At 67.7% G+C, this 5,121-nt stretch carries 6 protein-coding genes; 5 read left to right on the top strand and 1 reads right to left on the bottom strand.

Annotated elements, in window-relative coordinates; translation table 11 throughout:
• From ACHZD8_RS16340 to ACHZD8_RS16360, 5 genes are all read left to right on the top strand, one after another.
• The coding region (locus tag ACHZD8_RS16340) for a sigma-70 family RNA polymerase sigma factor (protein ID WP_394771490.1) at positions 1 to 545 on the top strand (545 nt) is incomplete at its 5' end.
• A complete protein-coding gene (locus ACHZD8_RS16345; protein WP_394771491.1) occupies positions 538 to 1,860 on the top strand; it encodes a MurT ligase domain-containing protein in 1,323 nt (440 codons plus the stop codon). The genes ACHZD8_RS16340 and ACHZD8_RS16345, both read left to right, overlap by 8 nt.
• Positions 1,857 to 2,597, top strand: coding sequence for a type 1 glutamine amidotransferase (locus ACHZD8_RS16350; RefSeq protein WP_394771492.1), 741 nt, complete (start codon positions 1,857 to 1,859; stop codon positions 2,595 to 2,597). The genes ACHZD8_RS16345 and ACHZD8_RS16350 overlap by 4 nt, the downstream gene beginning before the upstream one ends.
• A gap of 37 nt (positions 2,598 to 2,634) precedes the next feature.
• Positions 2,635 to 3,420 (top strand): alanine racemase, encoded by a 786-nt coding sequence (locus tag ACHZD8_RS16355; RefSeq protein ID WP_394771493.1) that lies wholly within the window; start codon positions 2,635 to 2,637, stop codon positions 3,418 to 3,420.
• Positions 3,417 to 4,463, top strand: a complete 1,047-nt coding sequence (locus tag ACHZD8_RS16360) for an alanine racemase (protein ID WP_394771494.1) — start codon at positions 3,417 to 3,419, stop codon at positions 4,461 to 4,463. The genes ACHZD8_RS16355 and ACHZD8_RS16360 overlap by 4 nt, the downstream gene beginning before the upstream one ends.
• A gap of 67 nt (positions 4,464 to 4,530) precedes the next feature.
• On the opposite strand, the gene ACHZD8_RS16365 is transcribed toward ACHZD8_RS16360, so the two are convergent.
• The gene (locus tag ACHZD8_RS16365) at positions 4,531 to 4,767 is read right to left on the bottom strand and encodes a hypothetical protein (RefSeq protein WP_394771495.1); all 237 of its coding nucleotides are present in this window, start codon (positions 4,765 to 4,767) and stop codon (positions 4,531 to 4,533) included.
• Positions 4,768 to 5,121 lie beyond the last annotated feature (354 nt).

Raw genomic sequence — 5,121 nt, forward strand, 5'->3', positions numbered from 1 at the left:
CCTGGTGGATCCGCCAGGCGATCACCCGCGCCATGGCCGACCTGGCCCGCACCATCCGCATCCCGGTGCACATGGTGGAGGGCATCAACAAGCTCGCCCGCGTGCAGCGCCAGATGCTGCAGGACCTCGGTCGCGAACCGACTCCGGAGGAGTTGAGCCGCGAGCTCGACATGACTCCCGAGAAGGTCATCGAGGTGCAGAAGTACGGCCGAGAGCCCATCTCGCTGCACACGCCCCTCGGCGAGGATGGCGACAGCGAGTTCGGCGACCTCATCGAGGACACCGAGGCCGTCGTTCCCGCGGATGCCGTGGGCTTCACGATGCTGCAGAAGCAGCTCGAGTCGCTTCTCGACTCCCTGTCCGAGCGCGAGGCCGGCGTGATCCGGATGCGATTCGGACTGGGCGACGGAATGCCGAAGACGCTCGACCAGATCGGCGACACCTTCGGCGTGACGCGGGAGCGCATTCGCCAGATCGAGTCCAAGACGATGGCGAAGCTCCGCCACCCGTCCCGGTCGCAGTCGCTGCGCGACTATCTTGAGTAAATCGGCCGGCGGGGGAAAGCCCAGCGGTCTGAAGTATTTCGTGCCCGTGGTGCTGGGCAAGACCGTGCGCGCCCTCGCGAAGCTTCGCGGCGGCGGCTCGGCCTTTCCGGGCTACGTCACCACGAAGCTCGCGCCCGGCTTTCTCGAAGACGTCACCGGACAGTTCGAGTACGGGATCGTTTACGTTCTCGGCTCGAACGGCAAGTCCACGACCACGCACATGCTCACCGAGGTGCTGCGCGGCCACGGCCTCCGGGTGTTCACGAACCCGTCGGGGGCGAACCTCCCGCAGGGGATAGCGTCGTCGATCCTGGCCGAGTCGAGCGTTCTCGGGCGCCTCGACGCCGACATCGGGGTGCTCGAAGTGGATGAGGCGTTCGCGCTCGAGTTTGCGGCGACCGTGCCGCCGTCGACAGTGCTCGTGCTCAACACCCAGGTCGACCAGCTCTACCGTTTCTACGAGACGGAGCGGGTCGCGGACATGATGCTCGACACCGCCCAGCAGGCGCGACTGCACATCGTGACCAACCGCGAGGATCCGTACCTCTCGAAGATCGCTCGGCGCTACCCGGACGGGGACGCGACCACCGGTCCCGACATCAGCTACTTCGGAGCCTCCGCCGACCTCATCGCGCGGGCACCGCACGGGTTGTTCAACGCGAAGGACTACCGGGACGCGGCTATCGAGCCGGAGCACCACGACGCCCTCGCGGAGCTGGTCGCGACGGATCGCGCCGGAGCCGCGATCGAGGTCGCGGGCGCGACGATCGACGTCACTCTCCCCGCCAAGGGCTTGCACTACGCCATCGACGCCGCCGCGGCGCTTGCGACCGCTGCCGTCATCCTGGGCGACAGGTTCGACGCGGCATCCTCGGCCGCGGCCTTCGCCGCCATGAAGCCTGCCTATGGTCGCGGCGAGTTGCTCGACTTCGGAAACGAACAGGTCGAGTTCGTGATGTTCAAGAATGCGGCGAGCCTTCAGCTCAACCTGGACGCGCTCCCCGAGCCCCCGGAACAGGTGCTTCTCGCGATCGACGAGGGCACCCCGGACATCTCCTGGATCTACGACATCGACTTCGCCGCCCTCGACCACGTGGACGTCGTGACCGGTGCCAAGGCCTGGCAGATCGCGCTGCGGCTCGAGCACGAGGGGATCGCCATCGGCGCGGTCGAGCCCGACCTGAAGAAGGCGATCGACCTCATGCGTGCCCTCCCGAAGCCGTCCACCGGCCTCAAGACCTGGATCGTCAACTACGAGATCATGATGCTCGCGCGAAAGCAGATCGGCTTCCTCGAGCTGGAGAACCAGCGATGAACACCACGGTCACGATCGTTCAGCTGTACCCGGACGAGCTCGGCGTCGCCGGCGACCGCGGAAACGTGATGGCGCTCCGCGCCCGCCTCGAGCATGCCGGCCTCACCGTGTCCGTGGTGGAACACCACATCGGCAACGAGCTCCCGAACGACGTCGACCTCGTCGTGGTGGGGAACGGCCCCCTCTCGGCGATGCGCAACGTCTACGACGACCTCGTCTCCCTCGCCGACCGACTCCGGGCCTACCGCGCGGCCGAGGTTCCCGTGTTCGCCTACGGGTCGGGGGCGGAGCTGCTCGGCCGCTCCATCACGCTGCTGGACGGCAGCACGATCGACGGCCTCGGCATCCTGCCGTTCCGGTCCACCCGCATCCCGGAGCGTTCGGTCGGCTATGTGATTGTCGACACCCCCTTCGGGCAGGTCGTCGGTTTCGAAGACAACGCCTCCCGCTGGTCGCTCGACGCGAAGGCCAAGCCGCTCGGCATCCTCGAGGCGGGCACCGGCAACAGCGAGGGCGCGGTCGAGGGAGTTCTCGACGGCACGAGCATCGGCACCCAGGTGGGCGGGCCCGTGCTTCCCCTCAATCCGCTGCTCACGGATGCGATCATCGGTTCGATCGCGGCGCGTCGCGGATTCGACTACGCGCCCGCGACCACGAACGCCGACCTCGATCGTTTCGCCGCGCGGGCGCGTGAAGTGATCGCGGCCAACGCCAAGCACGTATTCTCGAGGATCTAGGCTCTCCAGGCCTTTCGACAACCACGAGGTGATGACGGTGAGCGACGCCCGGATGCCCGGTTCGGTGGTGTGCAGCGCGCAGATCGACCTCGCGGCCATTCGCGACAACGCCGCGGTGCTGGCCGCGCGCGTCTTCCCGCGGCTTCTGACGGCGGATGTCGCGGGCGACGGCTACGGACACGGAGCCGTGGGCGTCGCACGGGCGGCCATCGAGGGCGGGGTTCGGTCCCTCGCCACCTGCGACCTCGACGATGCGCGGGAGCTCGGCGATTTCGAGGAGCTGACCGACATCACGACCACGCGCGGTTTGTCTGGCCTCCGTTCGGAGACCGAGTCATTCGGTGGCGCGGCGACGCCCGGCGGGAGCGATCGGGAGCTTTCGTACGTGGCCGGCGCCGAACTGTACGGCCTGACCGAGGATCTCGAACTGCGCGCCGCCATGCGGGTGAGCGCCCTCGTGGTGGGCACGAAGACCATCGAGGCCGGGGAGGGCGTGTCGTACGGTTTCACCTGGCGCGCGCCGGCGCGAACCAACCTCGCGCTGATCGGCATCGGTTACGCGGATGGGCTCGATCGGCGATCGAGCAACCTGGGCACGCTCTTCCTGGGCGGCAAGCAGCGCCCGATTGCCGGGCGAGTCGCGATGAACGCCCTGGTGCTCGACCTGGGAACGGACACCGCGTCGGTGGGCGACGAAGCCGTCGTGTTCGGCGACGGGCGACGCGGAGAGCCCTCCGCGGCATCCTGGGCGGCCCGGCTCGGCGTGAGCGCCGGTGAAGTCACCACGGTGTTCGGCACTCATCTTCCGCGGGTGTTCGTGTGAGCGGCCCGGAACTCAGCGTCGACCTCGGGGCATACCGACGCAATCTCGCCCGCATCCGCACGAGGGTCGCCCCGGCAGGCGTCATGGCCGTCATCAAGGCCGATGCCTACGGCCACGGACTGTTGCCGATCGCGAACGCCGCCGTCGACGCCGGAATCGGCTGGATCGGCGCGCTGGACATCGCGACGGCACTGCGCCTGCGCGAGGGCGGCATCCACACGGACGTCGCGATCTTCACCTGGTTGTTCGCGCCGCGGGAGGACTACGCGCGGGCGATCGCGGCCGGCATCGACCTCGGCGTCTCCACGATCGACCAGCTCGATCAGATTGCGGAGGCCACGACCGACTCGCCGGCCCGAGTGCACCTGAAGATCGACACGGGCCTTCACCGCAATGGCGCGGATGTCGAACACTGGCCGGCGCTGGTGGCTCGGGCCGTCGAACTCCGTGGCACAGTCGACACCGTCGGAGTGTGGACCCACATCGCCGAGGCATCCGACCGGGAGGATACCGAGGCCATCGAGCGGTTCCACGAGGCGATCGGCGTGGCCCAGGGGCTGGGGGCAGCCTTCGATGTGCGCCATCTTGCCGCGAGCGCGGCCTCATTCGCCCGTGCGGACGCCCGTTTCGACCTGGTGCGGATCGGTGCGTTCTCCTACGGCATCTCGCCAGGCGGGGGCGTCACGGCCGACTCTCTCGGCCTCGAGCCGGTGATGACGCTCACGGCACCGGTGTTCGCCGTGAACGAGTCGCTCGCCGAGATCGCCATCGGCGCCGGGGACGGCGTCTCCGGTTGGGCCGTCGGGCGCATCGGCGTGGCCATCAACGGCACGCGGCATCCGGTGGTCGCCGTCACGCTCGACAGCATCACCGTGCACGTGGGTGGGTCGGTCATTCGCGGCGGTGACACCGCCGTCATCTTCGGGCCCGGCACGAGCGGCGAGCCGACCCTGCAGGAGTGGGGCGACTCCCTCGGCACGATCGGCGAGGAGATCGTCACTCGGCTGAGTCCGCGCATCCCGCGCCGCTACGTCGGCGCTTAACCCGGCGAGTTAACCACGCAGCGCCCCCGGCACGAGGCCGGAGGCGCTGGGGTGAAGCGTCGTTGGGTTAGGAGCGGTGGTCCTGAAGAAGGCGGGCCGACTCGTCGTGCCAGTCACTCGCGACCGCGGCGAGCTTCTCCTGGTACTTCTTGCCGTGGTGGGCGCAGAAGAACAGTTCGCTCGAACCGATGGCCACTCGAATGTACGCCTGGGCCCCGCAGCTGTCGCAGCGGTCGGAGGCGGTGAGCTGGTGGCTGGAGTCGAGCTCGTCTAGTGCAGTTGTTTCGGGTGCAATCTGTGACATGAGATGCTCCTCCAGTTCCCTAATCGAAAAATTTCTTATCCCTATACAAACACGCCCATGTTACAAAGGGGCGACAAAAGGCCTGTATTTCGCTGAACGCGTAGACCCAGTTCTAGGGGGGTGTCGTGCGGCAGCGGTGTCATCCGCTGTCATTAAGCTAGAACACGGCCCGGCTCCCATCCATTCCTTGATGCCCTGGAGACGGGCCGGGCGTGAGGAGACATTCGTGGCGAGTTCCGATTACTCGGCGAGGCACCTGTCGGTGCTGGAGGGCCTCGAGGCCGTACGCAAGCGGCCCGGAATGTACATCGGCTCCACGGACTCTCGCGGTCTCATGCACTGCCTCTGGGAGAT

Source organism: Lacisediminihabitans sp. (genome assembly GCF_043726815.1).
Taxonomy (GTDB): domain Bacteria; phylum Actinomycetota; class Actinomycetes; order Actinomycetales; family Microbacteriaceae; genus Lacisediminihabitans.

Bases quoted from the DNA above. Each gene is read 5' to 3' on its own strand.
- ACHZD8_RS16350 (WP_394771492.1), top strand. From the start codon at position 1,857: ATGAACACCACGGTCACGATCGTTCAGCTGTACCCGGACGAGCTCGGC.
- ACHZD8_RS16365 (WP_394771495.1), bottom strand. From the start codon at position 4,767: ATGTCACAGATTGCACCCGAAACAACTGCACTAGACGAGCTCGACTCC.